Origin of the sequence: Pseudomonas sp. NPDC087346, from assembly GCF_044744235.1 — a bacterium.
In the GTDB taxonomy this organism is placed as follows: domain Bacteria; phylum Pseudomonadota; class Gammaproteobacteria; order Pseudomonadales; family Pseudomonadaceae; genus Aquipseudomonas.
The window spans coordinates 234,518-255,892 of the sequence record NZ_JBIUXX010000001.1 but is presented as its reverse complement, the minus strand read 5'-3'; the positions used below and the strand labels follow the sequence as shown (position 1 = coordinate 255,892).

Sequence of the window (21,375 nt, the reverse complement as noted above, 5' to 3'; positions counted from 1 at the left end):
AGTGAAACGAGGCAGCGATCTTTTGATCTTGTTTTGAAGCAAAGTCAAAAGATCGCAGCGTGCCGCAGCTCCTACAGGGATCAGTGTTGATCCTTGCAGGAGCTCACGAGTGAAACGAGGCAGCGACCTTTTGATCTTGTTTTTGAAGCAAAGCCAAAAGATCGCAGCGTGCCGCAGCTCCTACAGGGATCAGTGTTGATCCTTGTAGGAGCTCACGAGTGAAACGAGGCAGCGATCTTTTGATCTTGTTTTGAAGCAAAGTCAAAAGATCGCAGCGTGCCGCAGCTCCTACAGGGATCAGTGTTGATCCTTGTAGGAGCTCACGAGTGGAACGAGGCAGCGATCTTTTGATCTGAGTTCGTTAAAGAAGTGTTGTATCGAAATGCTCCGGGGCGGCCCGCGAGGGGCGCCCTGGCTGTGAGCTATCTCTGAACAATTCCAACAAAGAGAGAGGCAATAGCAATGGGTGTGTATGACTACAAGAACTTCGGCACAACAGATTCCAAGGCGATGTTCAGCGACGCCATGGCAATCATGTTGTATTCCTATCACAACCTCGATAACGGCTTTGCCACCGGTTATCAGCACAACGGCTTCGGCCTCGGCCTGCCGGCCACATTGGTCACCGCACTGATCGGTGGCACTGACTCGCAAGGGGTAATCCCCGGTATTCCGTGGAACCCCGATTCGGAAAAACTCGCGCTCGACGCAGTAAAACAGGCGGGCTGGACGCCGATCACCGCCGCGCAACTGGGCTATGACGGCAAGACCGACGTTCGCGGAACCTTCTTCGGCGAAAAGGCCGGTTACACCAGCGCCCAAGTGGAAATCCTCGGCAAGTACGACGCCCAGGGCCATCTCACGGAAATGGGCATCGCTTTTCGCGGCACCAGCGGCCCGCGTGAAATCCTCATCGGCGACTCCATCGGCGACGTGATCAACGACCTTCTCGCCGCGTTCGGCCCCAAGGACTACGCGAAGAATTACGTCGGCGAAGCATTCAACAATCTGCTCAGCGATGTGGTGGCTTTCGCCAAGGCCAACGGCCTTACCGGCAAAGACATTCTGGTCAGCGGCCACAGCCTCGGCGGACTGGCAGTCAACAGCATGGCGGACTTGAGTAGCGGCAAGTGGGGCGGCTTTTTCAGCGACTCCAACTACATCGCCTACGCCTCGCCAACTCAAAGCGCCACCGACAAAGTGCTCAACGTCGGCTACGAAAACGACCCGGTGTTCCGCGCGCTCGATGGCTCGACCTTCACCGGCGCATCGGTCGGCGTCCACGACGCTCCACACGCATCGACCACCGACAACATCGTCAGCTTCAACGATCACTACGCCTCGACCGCGTGGAATCTGCTGCCGTTCTCGATCGTAAACATCCCGACCTGGATCTCACACTTGCCCACCGGCTACGGCGATGGCATGACCCGGGTGCTGGACTCGAAGTTCTATGACCTGACTAGCCGCGACTCGACCATCATCGTCGCCAACCTCTCGGACCCGGCGCGGGCCAACACCTGGGTGCAGGACCTCAACCGCAATGCCGAAACTCACAAGGGCAGCACCTTCATCATTGGCAGCGACGGCAACGATCTGATTCAGGGCGGTAGCGGCAACGACTACCTCGAAGGTCGCGCAGGCAACGACACCTTCCGTGACAGCGGCGGCTACAACATCCTGCTCGGCGGCGCGGGCAACAACACCCTCGACTTGCAGCAGTCGGTGAACAAGTTCGACTTCGCCAATGATGGTGCCGGCAACCTGTACATCCGCGATGCCAACGGCGGAATCAGCATCACCCGCGACATCGGCAGCATTGTCACCAAGGAGCCGGGATTTCTCTGGGGGCTGTTCAAGGATGATGTGATTCACAGCGTCACGGCCAGCGGTTTGAAGGTCGGCAACAACCTCACGCAGTACGAATCCAGTGTCAAAGGCACCAGCGGCGTCGATACGCTCAAGGCGCACGCGAGCGGCGACTGGCTGTTCGGTCTCGACGGTAACGATCACTTGATCGGCGGGGCGGGCAATGACGTGTTTGTCGGCGGCGCCGGCAATGACCTGATGGAGTCGGGCGGCGGGGCGGATACGTTCCTGTTCAACGGCGCGTTTGGTCAGGATCGGGTGGTCGGCTTCACGGCCAACGACAAACTGGTGTTCCTCGGCGTGCAGGGTGTGTTGCCCAACGACGACTTCCGCGCCCATGCCACGTCGGTGGGACAGGATACGGTGCTGAAGTTTGGCGGTGATTCGGTGACGCTGGTCGGGGTGTCGCTGAGTAGTCTGAGCAGCGATGGCGTGGTGATCGCCTGATGTTGATGTGGTGCCGATAAGGGCGCCATCGCTAGCAGGCTAGCTCCCACAGGGGATCCATGAGCTCTGAAGATCCCCTGTGGGAGCTAGCCTGCTAGCGATTAAAAGCAATTCGGTTTATGAAGTGACTCATTGGCCACTACCTGACTCAAACACCTGCACCAACAGGAATCGGCACTAAAGCCAACACATGCGCATACGTCATGTAAAGGCTGCCATTGAGTACAGGAGATTCAAACGTGAAAGGTTACAAAGGCTATATCGGAGTTCTGGGACTGGCACTGTTGTCGGCCAATGTCTGGGCCGATCTGCCTCAAAGCTCGATTCTCAGCCGTTACGGCATCAGCACCGATCAATTGCCTGCACCGGCAAAGTCCGAGATCGTTGAGCCGGTCGAAGAGAAAAGCCGTTTCCAGATCCAGCCCGAACAGCCATTGGTGAACGTCCGGCTGAGCGAGGGCGCGCCGCTGGAAATGACCGGTAATCCGAGTATCGACCACATGACGCAGCTGGATTTTGAACGCTGCCGACGACTGCAAGACGAACTGCGCCGACGCGGCGATCAGTTCGTGACCTGCGACAACAGCATCCCCGGCCAACTCCCAACGCGATAACACCAAAATCCTGGTAGGAGCTGCGGCACGCTGCGATCTTTTGATCTTGTTTTTCAAAACCTAAAGTCAAAAGATCGTCCGATCGCGGCCCGAGCGTGCCGCAACTCCTGCAGTTTTCAGTCCTCCTTGCGGACGGTGGCCACTTCATCAGCCCGTACTTTCACAGTGGCACCGGAAATATCCTCGAACTCGTAAAAACCATCCTTGTTCTTGGTTTTCGGCATGTCCTTGGTCAAATACTGGGTGCCGTTCTGCAACGTCACCACGGTCGGGGTCGAGCAACCGCCCAGTGCCAACAGGGCCGCTACTGCCAGGGGCAAGCCCAGAGTCTTGATTTTCATACCCACCTCAAATTCCTCATGCCGTTCAAGCTGACCATTGTCGGCCTTCTAACGCGGTTGGTGCCATCGCATCGAGAAAAGTTCGATCAATCGGTTAAAAAAAACATCGGCCACTGCCATTGATCTTTTTCTGTTTGCGTCGGGCGGGGCAGAACTGTTATCTGTACGCATAACCAGTATTCGCTCGCCATGGCCCAGAATTCCCGTGACCGCAAACCCGCTCGACGATCCGTTCTATTACCTCAATAACTTCCGGCAAGTGCTTGAATGGCTTGAGCTTCGTTACGCCGATGTGATGAGTGAAAGCGAGCACGGATTTATCCGCGACTTCAAAGCGCTGCCTCAGGCTTCGCAGGGGCTGCTGGTGCGGATGGTGATGCGCAAGGGTGTGCATTTTCGGGCCGGCAAGCTCAGCTATGCGGAAATCGGCGACATCGCCCACGCGGCGCAACCATTGCTGGATCGTGGCTGGCTCGATGAGCATGCACCGCTGGCGATGGTGGAACTGTTCGATGTATTGCTCAAAGCCGAGATCCTCCAGGCGTTCGGCGCGTCTATCGAACAACCCAAAGGGCGAAAGGACGACTGGCTGATCGCATTGGCCGAGCAGTTTGCCGATCCACGCACCTTGCGCGACTGGGCCCCGGCGCTGCACGACCGGTTGTTCAGCCTGACCATCATGAATCTGTGCGACCGATTGCGGCTGATGTTCTTCGGCAACCTGTATCAGGACTGGTCGGAATTCGTGCTTGCCGACCTTGGCATCTTTACCTACGAAAAAGTCGAGTTCTGCGCCGATTCCCGAGGTTTGCGCAGCCGCGCTGACGTGGACGCCTGCCTGTTCCTGCACGATTGCCAATTGCGTTTCGAGGCTGGTGAGCCGCTGGAGCCCATCGTCGAGCAGGTCAGCGCGTTGCATTTCGACAACCCGTGGCTGCAACGGCGGCGTGGCAAGGTGTTGTTTCAGATCGCGCAGTATTGCGAGCGCATCAGCGAGTTCGCCCTGGCCCTGAGCATTTACCGCGACTGCGCTTATCCCGGCGCGCGCTTGCGGATGATCCGCGTGCTGGAACGCTGCGGCGAATACACCGTGGCGCTGGAACTCGGCACGCTGGCCAGTCAGGCGCCGGAAAGTGCCGCGGAGCAGCAAGGCCTGCAACGCATCGTGCCTCGGCTGCAACGCAAGCTCGGCGGGCCGCCGCTCAAGCGTGTCAAGGCGCGAGAAGTGGAGCGGCTTGATCTGCATCTGCCCCGAGTCGATCCGGCACTGTCGGTGGAATTCCATGTGCAGGCGCACCTGCATCAGGACGCCGGGCCAGTGCATTACGTGGAAAACAGCCTGATCAACTCGTTGTTTGGTTTGCTCTGCTGGCCGGCGATTTTCGCGCCGCTGCCGGGGGCGTTCTTTAATCCGTTCCAGCGTGGGCCGGTGGATCTGCTCAATGAAGACTTTCAGGAGCGCCGCGCCGAACTGTTCCAGACCTGCCTCGCCGAACTCGACGATGGCCGTTATGCCGAAACCATACGCGCACGGTTTCTCGCCAAATGGGGTGTGCAATCTCCCTTCGTATTCTGGGGCGCGCTGAATGAGCAACTGCTGGAACAGGCTTTGGTCTGTTTACCGGCGCAGCATCTCAAACACTGGTTCAACCGCTTGTTACTGGACATCAAGGCCAATCGCGCCGGCATGCCGGATCTGATCCAGTTCTGGCCGCAGGACAAGACCTACCGCATGATCGAGGTCAAAGGCCCCGGTGACCGCTTGCAGGATAACCAGATGCGCTGGCTGGAGTTCTGTCACGAACACCAGATGCCGGTCGCGGTGTGTTACGTGCAATGGGCGGAGCACGAGGCTTGAGCTACAGCGTTGCAGTGCGGGCGCTGTGCGAGTTCACCGCCAAGACCGGTGACCTCGACTTGCGCTTCACGCCGTCGCCGACGGCGCTGGAGGGTATCGCCGGCCACCGTACCGTGGCCTCCCGGCGCAGTGACAGCTATCAAAGCGAAGTGGCGCTCGAAGGTGATTTCCTGCAATTGAAGGTCAAGGGCAGGGCGGATGGCTACGACCCTGCGCAAAACTGCCTTGAAGAGGTCAAGACCTATCGCGGCGATCTGAGCAAGCAACCGGCCAATCACCGCCTGTTGCATTGGGCGCAGGCCAAGGTCTACGGCTGGCTGATGTGCCGCAAGCTCGGACTGGAGCAGATCAACGTAGCGCTGGTGTATTTCGATATCGTCAGCGAGAAGGAAACCTGCCTCGTCGAGGCATTCAGCGCCGAAGTTTTACAGGCGTTTTTCGAGCAGCAGTGCCGGTTGTTCCTGCAATGGGCCGAGCAGGAAATGACTCATCGTGAAGCGCGCAACCAGGCCGCGCAGCAGTTGAGTTTTCCCCACGCCGATTTCCGTCCCGGCCAGCGGCATCTGGCAGAGTCAGTGTTCAAAGCGGTCAGCACCGGTCGCTGCCTGATGGCGCAGGCGCCCACCGGGATCGGCAAGACCCTCGGCACGATATTCCCGATGCTCAAGGCCATGGCTCCGCAGCAACTGGACAAGGTGTTTTTCCTCACCGCCAAGACCCCGGGGCGCAAACTGGCGCTGGATGCCGCCCAGGTTTTGCTCGACCGTAACGAAACGCTGCCCTTGCGGGTGCTGGAAATGGTCGCCCGCGACAAGGCTTGCGAACACCCGGACAAAGCCTGCCACGGTGAATCCTGCCCGTTGGCCCAAGGCTTCTATGATCGTCTGCCCGCCGCCCGTGAAGCCGCCAGCCACGTCAGCCTGCTCGATCAAGCGGCGATGCGTGAAGTCGCCCGCCAACATGACGTCTGTCCGTATTACCTCAGCCAGGAAATGGCGCGTTGGGCTGACGTGGTGGTCGCCGACTACAACTATTACTTCGATTTCAGCGCGCTGCTGTTTGGTCTGGCCCAGCTCAATCAGTGGAAAGTCGCGGTATTGGTCGACGAGGCGCATAACCTGGTGGAACGCGGGCGGCAGATGTACAGCGCCAATCTCGATCAGGCGACACTGACCAGCGTGCGCAAGAGCGCGCCGCAACCACTGAAAAGTTCGCTGCAACGGCTCAACCGCGAATGGAATGCGCTGCATAACGGCCAGATCGCGCCGTATCAGGCCTATGACAAGGCGCCGGAAAAACTCCTGCACGCACTGTCCCTGTGTACGGCGAGCATCGGTGATTACCTCAACGATCATCCGCAAGGGCTCGACAGCGGATTGCAGAACTTCTACTTCGAGATGCTGCAATTTGGCCGGGTCGCCGAGCTGTTCGACGAGCACTATCTGTTCGATATCAATAAACGCGATCTGGATCGCAAACGGCCGCTGTCGCAACTGTGCCTGCGCAACGTGGTGCCGGCGCAGTTCATCCGTCCACGGCTCACAGCCGCGCGCAGCACTGTGATGTTTTCGGCGACCCTGAGCCCGCGCAACTATTACGCCGACCTGCTCGGCACAGCGGAAAGCACCGTGTGGATCGACGTTGAGTCACCGTTCAGTGCTGATCAGTTGCAGGTTCATATCGTCAGCCAGATATCCACCCGATTCACCCATCGCCAGGCCTCTCTGGAGCCCATTGTCGAGCTGATTGCCCGCCAGTTCAGCGAACGCCCGGGCAACTATCTGGCGTTCTTCAGCAGCTTCGATTACCTGCAACAGGTCTCGCAGTTGCTGGCCGAGCGACACCCGCACATTCCTCTCTGGCAGCAGTCGCGGGGCATGGCGGAAACCCAGCGGCAGGAATTTCTCGATCAGTTCACCGCGCACAGCCAGGGCGTGGGGTTTGCCGTGTTGGGCGGGGCGTTCGGTGAGGGGATCGACTTGCCCGGCGCACGCCTGATCGGCGCATTCATTGCCACGCTGGGGCTGGCACAACTGAACCCGGTCAACGAACAAATGAAACGGCGCATGGCAGCGATTTTTGGTGCCGGTTACGACTACACCTATCTCTATCCCGGCATGCAGAAAGTGGTGCAGGCTGCCGGACGGGTAATCCGTACCCGAGAGGATCGCGGGGTAGTGATGCTGATCGATGACCGCTTTGCCGAGCAGCGGATTCAGCAATTGTTGCCGCGCTGGTGGGCACTTGAATCGGCAGATAACGCAACGGTGCAGGCAGGATGAAGCAGCGCTAAGTGTCGGTAAAAAGACCTTGGCCTGTAGGATTATTTTCCGATCTAAAACAGTGACATATCTTGATTTAAAGCGTTTTTGAGAAAAGTCCTGAATCAGGCTTTATTAAGAAGGCAGGCATTTTCTGCCATCTGATAAGGACATCAAATCATGACAATCACGACCAATTACGCTTATTCCCCTGAACAGGTTACCCAGGCCTTTACCGAAATCAGCACCACGCTGTTTGCCAACAAGACTGCCCATACCACGCCCAGGATGCTGATCACCGCCGGAGTGCAGGCATCGGGTAAAACCTACCTGCTGGAAAAGAGCCTGCTGCTTTCCCGCAGCTACGACGGCTATGTGCGTCTGTACCAACCGGAGTACCGGGAAAAACACCCGCAATATGCCGAGATGATCAAGCACGGGGCACTCCACGCCTATGAACACACGGAAGCCTTTGTGAGGGAGGTCTGCGGCAAAATCTTTGAAGAGGCATTCCAGCGCAAACTCGACATCATCATGGAGTGCGCGTTCGACAGCATCGGGTTCGCTGCGCTGCCGTCCGCCGCTGCGGCAAAGGGTTATCAACTGGAAGTCCACGTAGTCGCGTGCAGTCACGCATTCGCGTTCATATCGAACGTCAAACGCGCACTCAAGAGCCTGGAAAAACAGGAACTGGAGCGATTCGTCCGATCGTCCGAACTGAAAAGCAGCATGAACAACTCCCATGCGGTGCTCACCCAGTTTGAAGCAGCGGCAAACACTGTGGAGGGGTCGCAGATCTTTCTTTATGAGCGCGGACTGGGAGAATTGAAAGAGCGCACACTGCGTGGGCACAGCACCTGCGTGCGCAATTCGGCAGGCAATCTGGAACTGACGTCCACCGACCAGCCCTACGCCTATGGCACCTATGAGCGGATCGTCAGCGACTCGATCAACAGCCTGGCGGAGCGTGATGAAATGATCAGGGAGTGCCATCTGGCGCTGATGAAAACCGGGCAATTTGCCGATCAGGTTCCGGACTTCGTCTACAACGCGCTGTACGCACGTATCGTCAAATACGTAAATCGTTGACAGCCAGCCCGTTGAATTAGCCATTGTTTGCCGCTTCCCAATCCGCCGGTTTGACGCATACTCCCGTTTAAAGAAATGAAGGCAGTGATTCCGATGAGTAAAAACCTGAGCAAGACCGCAGCGATCGAGGAGATGCGTTTCCGTCTGCTGATCGATGCGGTGGTCGATTATGCGATTTACATGATCGATCCCGAGGGTTTTATCATCAGCTGGAACTCCGGCGCCAAACGCTTCAAGGGTTACGAGGAAGGGGAAATCCTCGGTCAGCACTTCTCACGCTTCTATACCGATGAAGACCGGGCAGCGGGCATGCCGCAACGCACACTCGATACGGCGATTGGCGAAGGCCGCTTCGAAGGCGAGGGCTGGAGGGTGCGCAAGGACGGCACGCACTTCTGGTGTCATGTGGTGATCGATCCGGTATTCAGTCCTGCCGGACAGTTGCTCGGGTTTGCCAAGATCACCCGTGACCTGACCGATCGCAAGATGGCAGAGGAAACCCTTAAACAGAGCGAGCAACAGTTCCGCTTGCTGGTGCAAGGCGTTACCGACTACGCGATCTATATGCTCAGCCCTGAAGGTCGCGTCAGCAACTGGAACCAGGGCGCCCAGCGGATCAAGGGCTATCGGCCGGAAGAAATCATCGGCCAGCACTTTTCGATCTTCTATACCCCCGAGGACCGAGCACTCGGCGAACCACAACGGGCGTTGGAGATCGCTACCCGAGAGGGGCGTTTTGAAAACAAGAGTTGGCGGATGCGCAAGGATGGCACGCGGTTTCTGGCGCATGTGGTGGTTGATGCGATTCGTGGGGAAACCGGCACCTTGCTGGGTTTTGCCAAGATCACCCGCGATGTGACCGAAGCCCATCAGGCACAACTGGCGCTGGAACAGACCCGCGAGGCGTTGTTCCAGGCGCAAAAGATGCAGGCCATCGGCCAGTTGAGCGGCGGTATCGCCCACGATTTCAATAATCTGCTGACGGTGATCCTCGGCAATCTGGAGATCGTGCGCAAACGCGTAGGTGATGATCCGAAACTCAGCCGTCTTCTGGAAAACGCCACTCAAGGGGCGTTACGCGGCGTTTCCCTGACCCAGCGCATGCTCGCGTTCGCCCGACGCCAGGAACTCAAGACCGAACCGGTTGATATTCCACAACTGGTGCAGGGCATCAGCGGGTTGTTGCACAGCTCACTGGGACCGACGGTCAACCTCGAGACCCGATTCCCCGAGAATCTCGAACCGGTGCTCGCCGATTCCAATCAACTTGAACTGGCGGTGCTCAATCTGGCGACCAACGCACGAGACGCGATGCCCGAAGGCGGCAGCTTGACCATCAGCGCACAACCGGAAGTCGTGTTTGAGCAGAGCCAGGCGTTGCTGCGAGCCGGCCGTTATGTGTGCCTGAGCGTGACCGACACTGGCGAGGGTATGGATGCTGCGACGCTAGCTTCGGCGATGGACCCGTTTTTCACCACCAAAGGCCTGGGCAAGGGAACAGGACTGGGGCTGTCCATGGTTCATGGTTTCATTGAGCAATTGGGCGGCCGTTTCATTCTGAAAAGCCAGAAAGGCGAGGGCACCACAGCCGATCTCTGGCTACCGGTTGCCAGCGCCGATGCAAAGTTCGAACCGCAGGACTCTCCCGTCGAAACCTCAAAAGTGCCTCGCCTCAGTGTATTGGTGGTGGATGACGACAGTCTGGTGTTGACCAGCACCAGTCTGTTGCTCGAAGACCTTGGCCATCGGGTGGTCACCGCGGCGTCCGGTACCCAGGCCTTGGCGTTGATCGATCAGGGGGAAGTCATTGATCTGATCATTACCGACATGGCGATGCCACATATGAGCGGTGCCGAATTGGCTCACGCCGTTCGCGTACTTAAACCGGATCTGCCAATCATTCTGGCAACTGGTTATGCCGAGCGTCTGGAAGGTTTCGCGGCGCAACTGCCGCGTCTGGCCAAGCCATTCACCCAGTTGAATCTGGTGGAGGTCATTGCGTTATCGGTCAAGTGAATCCGGCTGAACTTGTCCACGAGAGAGACCCTCAAAATGGTTTCCCGACCGGAAGGTTCCTAAGTTGCCGCGCATACTGACCCAGCCCACAGCCGAAGAAACCCTGACCGAACACGACGCCAAGATGTTCGGTTCACCCAAGGAACGACTGGATTTCTACCGTCGGGAAATCCAGTACGAAACCAGTATTCTGGCCAATCGCACCGATGCCTATCTGGCGGCACAGTCGTTTCTGGTGATTGCCTTTGCCTCGTGCATGGCCAACCTCAATCCCGAATGGGGCAAGTTGTTCACGTTGGTGGTGCCGCCGTTTCTGGCGTTACTCGGACTGCTCAGTTCGCTTAACGCCTGGCCCGGAATCCGGGCGGCGTATGACATCATCGATCACTGGCATTTCAAGCAAAGTCATCTGCTGCTCAGCGAGCCGCTGATGGGGTTGGCGTATGACGAATCGCCGCTGTTCAGCGAGATGGAATCAAGCCACAAGGGATATCGCAAGTCGTTGCTGTTCTCGGTGCGCACGCCGTGGATTTTTGCGATTTTCTGGATCATGTTGGGCAGTTATGCCGTGTTCATCCAGGTGACCAATCCTGGAGCCTGATCGACAGACAAAGAAAAGCCCGGCTGATAATGCCGGGCTTTTCTTTGCTCTATTACTCACTACTTTCAAGCTGCCTGCGCAACACCTGCGAATTGTGCGCAGACATCGGGATCGGCGGGAAATCCTCGTTCAGCACGCACAAATGCTCAATCGCCTGCGCAAACAGCAAATCAGCTTTTTTACGCATCGCCCGATAATGTTCGAACTCTTCGATATCCAGATCGTGACCTTCCAATAGTTCATGCGCCGCTCGATTGAGCGCTTGTGCTTCTTCGAACAATTGACGATTACGCTCCAGAGCCATAGCCCTGCAAGCCTTGATTTGCGCGGGAGTCGAGCATTCTTTCATGACCGTAACCTTATTTTCCGAGATTCCTTTTCATAGGCGCAATGCCGCAGGGGAACCGAACCTGCCGGGCCCCGCTGAACGTATCCAGCGAGGGGTTATGCTTGTGACTGTCGGCAATCGCGTCGGTATCCATTTTTTTCTAGAAAAAAATTTGATGGTTCGCAGCTTGAATCTGCAAACAAAAATCAGTTTTTTTGTTTTTTATGCTGTTCGTAGCGGGCGAGTATCGGCTGAGTGCTGATGCCGTGCAGGAGAATGCTCAGGGCCACCACTGACAGCGTCAGGTTGGTACATAACGTGGCGAGCGAATCACTCAGCCCATGGTTCAAGGCGTAGAACAGATAGAACAGGCTGCCGATCCCGCGAATGCCGAACCAGCCGATCAGCGCGCGCTGCCGGCGATCCAGTAACGCGCCCCATGGCATCAGCGCCACGCAAACCGGGCGAATCACGCAAAACAGCACACCGGCGACCAGCAGCGCTCTCCAGTCCCAATGTGCCAAGAGCACAACGCCAAGCAGGGTGACCAGAAACACTTCCATGGCCCGTTCGACCAGGCTACCAAAGGACAACATGTCACCCATCATGATCCCCGCAGCGACCTGGCTGCTTGCCAACTGCTCTGTATCGCCATGCACCGCATGTTGCGGCTCGACATTCTGGTGACCGACCACCGGCTGCACCAGATGTTCGGCGGGCGGCTGGCTGGCGCCGGTGGACTTCACTTCTTCCTGACGCAAACCAAGCCCGGCGGCGAACACCGACAGGAAGCCGTAACCACCAATGGCCTCTGCTGCCACATAGGCCAGGGCAATCAATGCCAACGCCAGATAATCATTCGGGCTCAGTGTGCTGTCCTCGTTGCGAATACGCAGCGACAGTGTCACTCGACCGATGCCGCGACCCATCCAGTAACCGGTCAACAGCCCCGCAGGCACCGCCCACAACAGACTGCGCAAGACCCAATCCGGCCACTCGCCGGAATGGCCGGAGCCGTCGAGCAGCAACAGCCCGAGCAGCACAAACGGAAAGGCTATCCCGTCGTTGAGCCCGGCCTCACCGGACAGGCCGAAACGCACACTGTCCACATCCCGCGAGTCGTTGACCTGGACCAGCGCCGCCAGCACCGGGTCGGTCGGCGCCAGCATCGCGCCGATCAACAGCGAAGGTCCCCAGGACAGTTGCAATACGAAATGCAATAAAAGACAAACCGCTGCGATAGTCAGCACCATCACCGGCCCGGCCAGGCCGAAAGCGATCCGCCAGCGTTTGTCGTGCAAGGGCAACCGCAGCTTGAGTCCACAGACAAACAGCGAGAAAAGCACCGCGACTTCCGTCAGGTGCTCCATCCATGAAGCGGCCCCCTCCAGCGATAGTTTCAACAGATTGAGGCCACTAGGGCCAATCGCGACTCCGAGCAACAAACATACCGCTGAGGTGGTCACCGGCATCCAGCGCAAGTAGGACGAGGTCAATGCAAGCGCGAGCAGCACGCAGCCGAGGACCGCAACCCAGACGATAAAACTCATGGTTCAACAACCCCGGTCAGCGACTTCTTTGTGGCGGATCTCGATCATTACGGCCCCTTGATCGGGAATGGCCGTAATGGCTTTAAAAGTATTGAGAGACGTCCGGTCGCGGCGTTCACTTTTTTTGATCTTGTGGGAGCTGCGGCACGCAGCGATCTTTTGGTGTTGGTTTTAAAAAGATCAAAAGATCGCAGCGTGCCGCAGCTCCTACAGGGGGGTGTGGTGGGTCAGAGGATGGGTTTGCCGCCGGTGACGCCATAGCGCTGGCCGGTGATGTAGCTGGCTTCGTCCGAGGCCAGCAGCACGTAGATGGGTGCAACTTCCACCGGTTGGCCGGGGCGGCCGAGCGGGGTTTGCGCGCCGAAGTTCTGCACTTCGTCGTCGGGCATGGTCGAGACGATCAGCGGTGTCCAGATCGGCCCCGGCGCCACGCAGTTCACCCGGATTTCCCTGGGGCCGAGCATCTGCGCGAGGCCACCGGTAAAGTTAGCGATGGCACCTTTGGTGGTGGCGTAGGCGAGCAGGGTGGCCTTGGGCATGTCCGAGTTGATCGAACTGGTGTTGATGATCGATGCGCCACGACTCATGTGTTTGATTGCCGCCTGGCAGAGTCGGAATATCGCGGTGATGTTGACGTCGAAGGTCATCTGCCATTCTTCATCGGGGATTTCTTCGAAGGTTTTGTGGGTCATCTGAAACGCGGCGTTGTTGACCAGCACATCGATGCGGCCGAAGCGCTCCACGGTTTGATCGACCAGAGACTGGCAGTGGGCTTTTTGCGCGATATCGCCCGGCAGTAAAAGACACTGGCGACCGGCCTGTTCGACCCAGCGAGCGGTCTCCTTGGCATCCTCGTGCTCATTCAGATAGGCCACTGCAACATCAGCGCCTTCACGAGCGAAAGCGATAGCCACCGCGCGACCGATCCCGCTGTCGGCGCCGGTGATCAGGGCGATCTTGCCGGCCAGCCGTCCGGAACCGACGTAGCTTTGCTCGCCGCAATCGGGGTACGGCTCCATCTTGCGCTGGGAACCGGGAACCGGTTGCGCCTGTTTGGGGAAGGGTGGTTTCGGGTAGTGATTCATCGCCGATCTCCTGGCTTCAAGACAAGTGTTCCGGGTTGACCCGGAGCGTCTGGCTTGAGTTCGATCGGATTTACCCAGCGCTCACAATCCCCTGTAGGAGCTGCGGCACGCTGCGATCTTTTGATTTTGCTTCTAAAAAACAAAGTCAAAAGATCGCAGCGTGCCGCAGCTCCTACATGGGGCGGGGTGGGTCAGAGGGGGCGGGTTTTCAGGGCGCGTTCCATGCGGGCAATGCCTTCTTCGAGCAGCGAGCGCGGGCAGCCGAAGTTCAGGCGTACGAATTGCTGACTGTGATCGCCGAAGTCGAGGCCGGCGCTGAGGCCGACTTTCGCCCGGTCGAGGAAGAACTGTTGCGGGTTATCCAGACCCAGCGCCGAGCAATCGAGCCACGCCAGATACGTGCCTTGCGGCACATTAATGCTTACGCCCGGCAGACGAGTGCGAACGGCATCCACCAGCCAATCGCGGTTGGCTTGCAGATACTCTTTCAATTCCTTCAGCCACGGCGCGCCTTCGCTGTAAGCCACGCGGGTGGCCTCCATGCCCAGCGGATTGACGCTGTCGACCATCCCGCAACGGGCATGATTGACCCGCTCACGCAGCGCCGCATCCTGAATGATCATGAACGAGGTTTTCAGGCCCGCGATGTTGTAAGCCTTGCTCGCCGACATCAGGGTGATGGTGCGCTGGGCGATTTCCGGGCTCAGGGACGCGGTCGGAATGTGTACGCGACCGTCGAAGCACAGCTCGGCGTGGATTTCGTCGGAGATGATCCAGGCGTCCTGTGCCACACAGATATCGGCTACGGCTTGCAGCTCTTCACGGCCAAAGACTTTGCCAATCGGGTTGTGCGGGTTGCTCAGCAGCAGTGCGCCGCCACCGGTCAGGGACTCTCGCAGGCTGTCCAGCGGAGTGGCGTAGGTGCCATCGGCTTGTGCGACGAATTCCAGCTCGACCTTGTTCAGACCCCAATGTCCCGGCGCATGGCGCAGCGGCGGGTAGTTCGGGGTCTGCACCACGACGTTCTGCTGAGGTTGCACCAGCGCCTTGAGCGCCATGTTGAAACCCGACTCGACGCCCGGCAAAAAGATCAGCTCCTGCGGTTTGACCCGCCAGGCGAACTTGGCCCACAGATCGGCGACGATGGCTTCGCGCAGGTTGTCCTGAGCCACGCTGTAACCCACCAGCGGGTGCAGCAGGCGCTGCTGGAGTGCTTCGATGATTACTGGCGGCGCGGCGAAGTCCATGTCAGCGACCCACATCGGCAACACGTCAGCCGGGTAACGGCTCCACTTGGTGCTGCCGGTGTTGTGGCGGTCGAATACCTGATCAAAATCGAAAGTCATGCGCGGTCTCGTGAAGGCGGGGTTGAACGTGGGCGACATGATAAGCCCCAACCCCTGTGGGAGCGAGCCCGTACTTGATGGGAACCCCTCGATCCTTGTGGGAGCTGGCTTGCCAGCGATAGCGGTGGGCCAGATACCTCCATTGTTGCCAATGCTGACGTCATCGCTGGCAAGCCAGCTCCCACAGGGTCTGCGTTGGCCGACGGTCGGTTTTCACACAAACCGTGTGGGCATTGTCTACAGTCAAAGGGTCGGCAGACTCTGCCGCAACCGTGATTGTCCAGAACAAACCCGGCACCAGTACCGGGTTCCACCTGATCAGGAGTGCACGATGGATCTCAGCCGTCGTCAGTTCTTCAAGGTCGCCGGTATCGGCCTTGCAGGCTCTAGCCTGGGCGCGTTGGGCATGGCCCCGACGCCGGCCTTCGCCGAGCAGGTGCGTCACTTCAAGCTCACCCACACTCATGAAACCCGCAACACCTGCCCGTATTGCTCGGTCGGTTGCGGTCTGATCATGTATAGCCAGGGCGATGCCGCGAAGAATGTCGCGCAAAGTATCATCCACATCGAAGGCGACGCCGACCACCCGGTAAACCGTGGCACCCTGTGCCCGAAAGGCGCCGGCCTGCTCGACTTCATTCACAGCCCGGGCCGCTTGCTGTATCCGCAAGTGCGCAAACCCGGCAGCACTGAATGGACGCGCATCGGTTGGGAGGAAGCGCTCGACCGCGTTGCCGACCTGATGAAGGCCGACCGCGATGCCAACTTCATCGAGAAAAACGAGAAAGGCCAGACGGTAAATCGCTGGCTGACTACCGGGTTCCTCGCGGCATCAGCGGCGTCCAACGAAGCCGGTTACATCACCCAGAAGGTGATTCGCAGTCTCGGCATGCTGGGGTTCGATAACCAGGCGCGTGTCTGACACGGCCCGACGGTGGCAAGTCTTGCCCCGACGTACGGCCGTGGAGCCATGACCAACACCTGGACCGACATCGCCAACGCGAATCTGGTTCTGGTAATGGGTGGTAACGCAGCAGAAGCGCATCCGTGCGGCTTCAAGTGGGTAACCGAGGCCAAGGCGCACAACAAAGCGCGGCTGATTGTGGTCGATCCACGGTTTACCCGTACCGCTTCGGTGGCCGATTACTACGCCCCGATCCGTACCGGCACCGACATCGCCTTCATGGGCGGGTTGATCAATTACCTGCTGACCGAGGACAAGATCCAGCACGAGTACGTGCGCAATTACACCGACGTGTCGTTCATCGTCAAAGCCGGTTATGGCTTCGAGGACGGGATTTTCAGCGGCTACGACGCGGCCAAACGCACCTATAGCGACAAGTCCGGCTGGGGCTACGAACTAGGTGACGACGGCTTCGCCAAAGTCGACCCGACCCTGCAAGACCCGCGCTGCGTCTATCAATTGATGAAGCAGCATTACAGCCGCTACAACATCGATCTGGCGAGTCAGATCTGCGGCATGCCGGTCGATGCCATGCAGAAAATCTGGGACGAAATCGCCACTTGCTCGGTACCGGGCAAGACCATGACGATTCTCTACGCACTGGGTTGGACGCAGCACTCGATTGGCGCGCAGATCATCCGCAGCGCGGCGATGGTGCAACTGCTGCTGGGTAACGTCGGCATGCCGGGCGGGGGCGTCAATGCTTTGCGCGGCCACTCCAACATTCAAGGTCTGACTGACCTTGGGTTGCTGTCCAACTCGTTGCCGGGTTACCTGACACTGGGCAGCGACGGTGAGCAGGACTACAACACCTACATCACTAAACGCACGCAAAAACCGTTGCGCCCGGGGCAGTTGTCCTACTGGCAGAATTACAGCAAATTCCACGTCAGCCTGATGAAGTCCTGGTACGGCGCCAACGCCACGGCCGAAAACAATTGGGTCTATGACTACCTGCCCAAACTCGACATTCCCAACTACGACGTCCTGAAGATGTTCGATCTGATGGGCCAGGGCAAGGTCAACGGCTACATCTGCCAAGGGTTTAATCCAATTGCCGCGTTGCCCGACAAGAACCGGGTGATGGCGGCACTGGCCAAGTTGAAATGGCTGGTGGTGATGGACCCGTTGGCCACCGAAACCTCGGAGTTCTGGCACAACGTCGGTCCGTATAACGATGTGAACAGCGCCGAGATCCAGACCGAAGTCATCCGTCTGCCAACCACCTGTTTTGCCGAGGAGGACGGTTCGCTGGTCAACAGCAGTCGCTGGCTGCAATGGCACTGGAAAGGCGCGGATGGCCCGGGCGAAGCGCAGACCGACATTCGCATCATGAGCGAATTGTTCCTGCGCCTGCGCAAGCGCTATCAGGCCGAGGGCGGGAAATTCCCCGATCCGCTGCTGAAACTGTCGTGGCCCTACAAAGTCACCGATGAGCCATCGCCAGAAGAAATCGCCAGAGAGATCAACGGCTGCGCCATCACCGATTTCACCGACGCCACCGGCGTAGCGGTTAAAGGCGGGACGCAACTGGCGGGGTTTGGTCTGCTCAAGGACGACGGCAGCACCGCCTCCGGTTGCTGGATTTTCGCCGGCAGCTGGACCGAGGCCGGTAACCAGATGGCCCGACGTGATAACGCCGACCCGTACAACATGCATCAACATCTGGGCTGGGCCTGGGCGTGGCCGGCCAACCGGCGGATTCTCTACAACCGCGCCTCGGCCGATGTCTCGGGCAAACCGTGGGACCCGAAAAAGCGTCTGGTCTGGTGGAACGGCAAAACCTGGGGCGGCACCGATGTGCCGGACTACAAGGCCGACGTGCCGCCGGAAGCGGGGATGAATCCGTTCATCATGAACCCCGAAGGCGTGGCACGGTTCTTCGCCGTAGACAAGATGAACGAAGGGCCATTCCCCGAGCACTACGAGCCGTTCGAAACGCCGATCGGCATCAACCCGTTGCATCCGCAAAACAAGAAAGCCACCAGCAACCCGGCAGCGCGGATCTTCGATTCGGTGTGGGAATCCCTCGGCGAGGCCAAGGACTTCCCGTATGCCGGCACCAGTTATCGACTGACCGAGCATTTCCACTTCTGGAGCAAGCACTGCAAGTTGAACGCGATTGCCCAACCGGAGCAATTCGTGGAAATCGGCGAAGTGCTGGCGAAGGAGAAGGGCATTGCGGCCGGAGATCGGGTGCGCGTCAGTTGTAAACGCGGCTTCATCGAGGCAGTCGCCGTGGTGACGAAAAGGATTCGGCCACTGCAGGTCAACGGCCAGATCGTGCATCAAGTCGGCATCCCGCTGCACTGGGGGTTCACCGGCCTGACGCGTCACGGTTACCTGACCAACACCCTGGTGCCGTTCCTCGGCGATGGCAATACACAGACCCCGGAATCCAAGTCATTCCTGGTTAACGTGGAGAAAATATAGATGGCCAGCCAAGACATCATTGCCCGCTCGGCCACCACGACTGTGCCACCGTCGGTGCGCAATCAGGAAGAAGTGGCCAAGCTGATCGACACCACCAAATGCATCGGCTGCAAGGCCTGCCAGGTCGCGTGCTCGGAATGGAACGAGTTGCGCGACGACATCGGCCACAACCACGGCACCTACGACAATCCGCAGGATTTGAGCGCAGAAACCTGGACGTTGATGCGCTTTACCGAGCACGAAACCGATGCCGGCAATCTCGAATGGCTGATCCGCAAGGACGGCTGCATGCATTGCGCCGAGCCCGGTTGCCTCGCTGCATGCCCGAGCCCCGGCGCGATCATCAAACACGCCAACGGCATCGTCGATTTCGATCAGGATCACTGCATCGGCTGCGGTTATTGCATCACCGGTTGCCCGTTCAACATTCCGCGTATTTCGCAGAAGGATCACAAGGCCTACAAGTGCACCTTGTGTTCGGATCGGGTCGCGGTGGGACTGGAACCGGCGTGCGTGAAAACCTGTCCGACCGGCGCCATCGTTTTCGGCACCAAAGAGGACATGAAGGAACACGCCGCCGAGCGCATCGTCGATCTCAAGAGCCGTGGTTTCGAGAACGCCGGTCTGTATGACCCGGCGGGTGTCGGCGGCACTCACGTGATGTACGTGCTGCACCACGCCGACACGCCGACAATCTACGCCAACCTGCCGCAAGATCCGGCGATCAGCCCCTTGGTCGGACTGTGGAAAGGCGTCAGCAAACCTTTGGCGCTGCTGGCCATGGGTGCGGCAGTGCTGGCCGGGTTCTTCCACTATGTGCGGATCGGGCCAAACCGTACCGAGGAAGATGATCAGCCGAGTCCGCCAGACACTTCGGTGCATCAAGTCGACCCAGCGGTGCATACCTTCGATCCTCGCGGGGAGGGCAGGCCATGAGCAACAAACCAATCCTGCGCTACACCGCCAACCAGCGCACCAATCACTGGCTGGTGGCGATTCTGTTCTTCATGGCCGGGCTGTCCGGGCTGGCGCTGTTTCACCCGGCGCTGTTCTGGTTGAGCAACCTGTTCGGCGGCGGGCCGTGGACGCGGATTCTGCATCCGTTCATGGGTGTGCTGATGTTCGTGTTGTTCATGGGCCTGGTATTGCGCTTCTGGCGCTCGAACTTCTTCATCGGCAACGACTGGAAGTGGCTGCGACGCATCGACCGGGTGCTGGTCAACGATGAGGAAAGTGTGCCGGCCGTTGGCAAGTACAACGCCGGGCAGAAGATGCTGTTCTGGACTTTACTGCTGTGCATGCTCGGGTTGTTGTTCACCGGACTGGTGATCTGGCGTGCGTATTTCAGCGCCTACTTCGGCATCACGCTGATCCGCTGGGCGATGTTGCTGCACGCACTGGCCGGGTTTGTGCTGGTGCTGAGCATCATCATTCACATCTACGCAGGGATCTGGATCAAGGGTTCTGTCAGCGCAATGATGCATGGTTGGGTCAGCCGCGCCTGGGCGAAAAAACACCACGAACTCTGGTATCGCGACGTCACCGGCGACACCACGCGGGACGAGCTGCCGGAACGACCGATCACCAAAAAGGGCTGACACTTGGCGACCATTCTTGAACCCGGGGAAATCGAAGCGGCGGCCAGTTCGCCGCCGTTTCTGCACCTGCCACCGCAGACTCTTTTCACGCTGCGCGCGCAACGCCTCGAACGCCTGGCCCAAGGGCATCCGCTGGCTGAATATCTGCGGCTGATCGCCGGACTGTGTCGGGCGCAACAGCAGGTTTTCGATGATCCGCCGTTGCCCGCGCCATTCGATACACAGCGCATCGAAGCGTGTCAGCAGCACGGTTTGCCGCCGTTCGCTGCTGACACGTTGATCCGTGAGGATGCATGGCAGGCTTATCTGGACGCCTTGCTGCAACGCTATGTGCCTGCGGAACAACCGGCAGTGATCGACGCATTGACCACGTTGCGCGTCGCCAGTCCCGGCCAATTACGCAGTTGGGGCGTGGCGCTGGTCAGCGGTCAATATTCGATGGTGCCGGCGCAATTAGTGCCGTTTCTTGGTGCTGCACTGCAAGTGGCGTGGAGTCATTGGCTACTCAGCACGCCGAACCTGCAACTCAAACCCGGTGACAGCCTCAGCCAATGCCCTGCCTGCGGATCGCCGGCCATGGCCGGGGTCATCCGGCATCGCGCCAAACACAACGGTCTGCGCTATCTGGTGTGTTCGCTGTGTGCCTGCGAATGGCATGTGGTGCGGGTCAAATGCGTGTATTGCGAGCAGAGCAAAGGCCTTGATTACCTGAGTCTTGAAGATGATCGGCATGCCGCGAATCAGGCTCCGCTGCGCGCCGAGATCTGTCCGAGTTGTAACAGTTACCTGAAATTGCTGTATCTGGAGAACGACGCCGAAGGCGAGGCGTTGTCGGGGGATCTCGCCAGTCTGTTGCTGGATATGCGTCTGGCGCAGGACGGTTATCAGCGTCTGGCACCGAATCTGTTGCTGGCTCCGGGAGACGAATGACCACAGCGTCTACACTCGCCGAACAGTCTTTTGTTTTCGGGGGAG

General features: G+C 58.8%; 16 protein-coding genes. 11 read left to right on the top strand and 5 right to left on the bottom strand.

Annotated elements, in window-relative coordinates; genetic code table 11:
- Positions 1-462 precede the first annotated feature (462 nt).
- Together ACIOZM_RS01065 and ACIOZM_RS01060 are read left to right on the top strand one after the other, a co-directional pair.
- Positions 463-2,316 carry a polyurethanase gene (locus tag ACIOZM_RS01065; RefSeq protein ID WP_401208436.1) on the top strand — a complete coding sequence of 618 codons (1,854 nt, stop codon included), beginning with the start codon at positions 463-465 and terminating at the stop codon, positions 2,314-2,316.
- A gap of 239 nt (positions 2,317-2,555) precedes the next feature.
- Positions 2,556-2,930, top strand: coding sequence for a hypothetical protein (locus tag ACIOZM_RS01060; protein WP_401208433.1), 375 nt, complete (start codon positions 2,556-2,558; stop codon positions 2,928-2,930).
- Between the two features lie 116 nt (positions 2,931-3,046).
- Here ACIOZM_RS01060 and ACIOZM_RS01055 read toward each other — a convergent pair whose 3' ends face one another.
- A complete protein-coding gene (locus tag ACIOZM_RS01055; protein WP_401208430.1) occupies positions 3,047-3,271 on the bottom strand; it encodes a YgdI/YgdR family lipoprotein in 225 nt (74 codons plus the stop codon).
- A gap of 205 nt (positions 3,272-3,476) precedes the next feature.
- Between ACIOZM_RS01055 and ACIOZM_RS01050 the strand changes: the two genes are divergently transcribed.
- From ACIOZM_RS01050 to ACIOZM_RS01030, 5 genes are all read left to right on the top strand, one after another.
- The gene (locus ACIOZM_RS01050) at positions 3,477-5,129 is read left to right on the top strand and encodes a VRR-NUC domain-containing protein (protein ID WP_401208427.1); all 1,653 of its coding nucleotides are present in this window, start codon (positions 3,477-3,479) and stop codon (positions 5,127-5,129) included.
- The gene (locus ACIOZM_RS01045; protein ID WP_401208424.1) at positions 5,126-7,411 is read left to right on the top strand and encodes an ATP-dependent DNA helicase; all 2,286 of its coding nucleotides are present in this window, start codon (positions 5,126-5,128) and stop codon (positions 7,409-7,411) included. Before ACIOZM_RS01050 ends, ACIOZM_RS01045 begins: the two co-directional genes overlap by 4 nt.
- Positions 7,412-7,570: 159 nt before the next feature.
- On the top strand, positions 7,571-8,479 hold the full coding sequence (locus ACIOZM_RS01040) for a zeta toxin family protein (protein WP_401208422.1): 909 nt from the start codon (positions 7,571-7,573) through the stop codon (positions 8,477-8,479).
- A 93-nt stretch (positions 8,480-8,572) separates the two neighbouring features.
- Positions 8,573-10,495, top strand: a complete 1,923-nt coding sequence (locus ACIOZM_RS01035; protein WP_401208420.1) for a PAS domain S-box protein — start codon at positions 8,573-8,575, stop codon at positions 10,493-10,495.
- Between the two features lie 64 nt (positions 10,496-10,559).
- On the top strand, positions 10,560-11,096 hold the full coding sequence (locus ACIOZM_RS01030; protein WP_401208417.1) for a hypothetical protein: 537 nt from the start codon (positions 10,560-10,562) through the stop codon (positions 11,094-11,096).
- Between the two features lie 52 nt (positions 11,097-11,148).
- On the opposite strand, the gene ACIOZM_RS01025 is transcribed toward ACIOZM_RS01030, so the two are convergent.
- The 4 genes from ACIOZM_RS01025 to ACIOZM_RS01010 all read right to left on the bottom strand — a co-directional run bounded on the left by ACIOZM_RS01025 (position 11,149) and on the right by ACIOZM_RS01010 (position 15,405).
- A complete protein-coding gene (locus ACIOZM_RS01025; protein WP_401208415.1) occupies positions 11,149-11,445 on the bottom strand; it encodes a hypothetical protein in 297 nt (98 codons plus the stop codon).
- A 185-nt stretch (positions 11,446-11,630) separates the two neighbouring features.
- Positions 11,631-12,974, bottom strand: coding sequence for a cation:proton antiporter (locus ACIOZM_RS01020; protein ID WP_401208412.1), 1,344 nt, complete (start codon positions 12,972-12,974; stop codon positions 11,631-11,633).
- Between the two features lie 227 nt (positions 12,975-13,201).
- Positions 13,202-14,059: an SDR family oxidoreductase gene (locus ACIOZM_RS01015; RefSeq protein ID WP_401208409.1), complete on the bottom strand. Its 858-nt coding sequence runs from the start codon at positions 14,057-14,059 to the stop codon at positions 13,202-13,204.
- A gap of 191 nt (positions 14,060-14,250) precedes the next feature.
- Positions 14,251-15,405, bottom strand: a complete 1,155-nt coding sequence (locus ACIOZM_RS01010) for a MalY/PatB family protein (RefSeq protein ID WP_401208406.1) — start codon at positions 15,403-15,405, stop codon at positions 14,251-14,253.
- 331 nt (positions 15,406-15,736) lie between these two features.
- Here ACIOZM_RS01010 and fdnG point away from each other — a divergent pair, with 331 nt between their 5' ends.
- From fdnG to fdhE, 4 genes are read left to right on the top strand one after another with little or no spacing between them, the layout of a single operon-like run.
- Positions 15,737-18,802, top strand: a complete 3,066-nt coding sequence (gene fdnG / locus ACIOZM_RS01005; protein ID WP_401208404.1) for a formate dehydrogenase-N subunit alpha — start codon at positions 15,737-15,739, stop codon at positions 18,800-18,802.
- Positions 18,803-19,738 (top strand): formate dehydrogenase subunit beta, encoded by a 936-nt coding sequence (fdxH, locus tag ACIOZM_RS01000; protein ID WP_401208401.1) that lies wholly within the window; start codon positions 18,803-18,805, stop codon positions 19,736-19,738.
- Positions 19,735-20,400, top strand: a complete 666-nt coding sequence (locus ACIOZM_RS00995; RefSeq protein WP_401208399.1) for a formate dehydrogenase subunit gamma — start codon at positions 19,735-19,737, stop codon at positions 20,398-20,400. The genes fdxH and ACIOZM_RS00995 overlap by 4 nt, the downstream gene beginning before the upstream one ends.
- 3 nt (positions 20,401-20,403) lie before the next feature.
- Positions 20,404-21,330, top strand: a complete 927-nt coding sequence (gene fdhE, locus ACIOZM_RS00990) for a formate dehydrogenase accessory protein FdhE (RefSeq protein WP_401208396.1) — start codon at positions 20,404-20,406, stop codon at positions 21,328-21,330.
- Positions 21,331-21,375 lie beyond the last annotated feature (45 nt).